1 protein-coding gene and 1 pseudogene are annotated in these 1,241 nt (G+C 47.7%); both read left to right on the top strand.

Translation table 11 applies throughout. The annotated features are described in order from the left end of the window. A partial coding sequence (locus R8O70_RS25605; RefSeq protein WP_318184511.1) for an ATP-binding protein occupies positions 1-1,143 on the top strand: 1,143 nt, incomplete at its 5' end. Between the two features lie 20 nt (positions 1,144-1,163). Beyond that, positions 1,164-1,241 (top strand): annotated as a pseudogene (locus tag R8O70_RS25600) (DNA-binding response regulator); the annotation flags it as partial.

Genomic DNA, 1,241 nt, shown 5'->3' with positions numbered 1-1,241 from the left:
CAGCACGGTGATTTTCGAGTCTTAAACCAACAGCCAAATGAACATTCTTCGTGTGCTGTTTCTACGCCGTTATATCCAAACTGGTCGTTTGCCAAAACAGAACGCGGCTCGTCTCTTCTGGCGAAAAAAATCGCGCAAGTCTTGCTTGCTATGCCACCAGAGCACCCCGCCATTATTGCCGCTGGCGCGTCAGGCTGGACATCGCCCGTTAGCTTGTTGAGCATCGATAAACTCTATCAGGCGTTGGATTTGCATCCATTGCAACAACCTTGGTGGAGTGAGGCGCTGCGCTGGTTGCGCAGCCATCAAGAATGGGCATGGGCACTGTTCATGTTTGTGATTGTATTGAACGCTTACCACTTTTGGCTTGAGTATCGTATTAGTAAGAGCAAACAAGCATTAGAGCTGACATCTCTAAGGCTGAAAGAGAAAAGCGAGCAGTTAGAACATTCACAAAGAGTGGCGATTGTCGGGGAAATTGGCAGCAGTCTGGCTCATGAATTAAATCAACCGCTGGCAGCCATTCGTAATTACAGTGAAGGTGGGTTGCTGCGTCTTGCAAAGAAGCGTCCGCATGAAGATATTGTGCCTGTGCTAGAGAAAATACAGGGGCAAGTGGAACGAGCCGATGCCATCATTCAGCGTTTAAGAACGTTGATACGCAAACGCAGTGTTGATAAGACACCATGCGATGTTCAAGCCTTGATTACAGACACCATTGAGCTGCTTCATTTTCGAATGCAAAAGCAGAACGTCGCCATTGTGACCAGCGTTGAAGGAGAGATGCGTCCTCTATTGGCAGACTCCGTGGGCGTTCAGCAGGTTTTGGTTAATGTGATCAACAACGCCATTGATGCGTGTGCTTTGTTTCAGGAGAAATACCACTCGTCGGACTACCAAGGTAAAATTGCCCTGCATTGTGACTACCAAGCTAACCAGCTTTCTATTCGCATATTGGATAACGGCACTGGGTTACAACAAGATAATCCGACCCAAGCTTTTGTGAGCTCTAAAGCCGAAGGACTTGGGTTAGGGCTGGCGATTTGTCGTGACGTAATGGAAATGCACGGCGGCGAGTTTCTCATTGCTTCAACCACGCCGCACGGCTGTTTGGTTGAGCTTGTGTTTCCTTATCAAAACTAATCGGTATTTAGGAGCAGTTAATGATCAGCAGTGAAAAGCAGCTGCCTGTTTATGTGGTTGACGATGATGAATCGGTACGTGATTCGCTGGCTTTTATG

The organism is Vibrio sp. 779(2023), from assembly GCF_033344285.1.
Classification (GTDB): Bacteria; Pseudomonadota; Gammaproteobacteria; order Enterobacterales; family Vibrionaceae; genus Vibrio; species Vibrio alginolyticus.
This window is presented reverse-complemented; position numbering and strand designations above follow the sequence as displayed.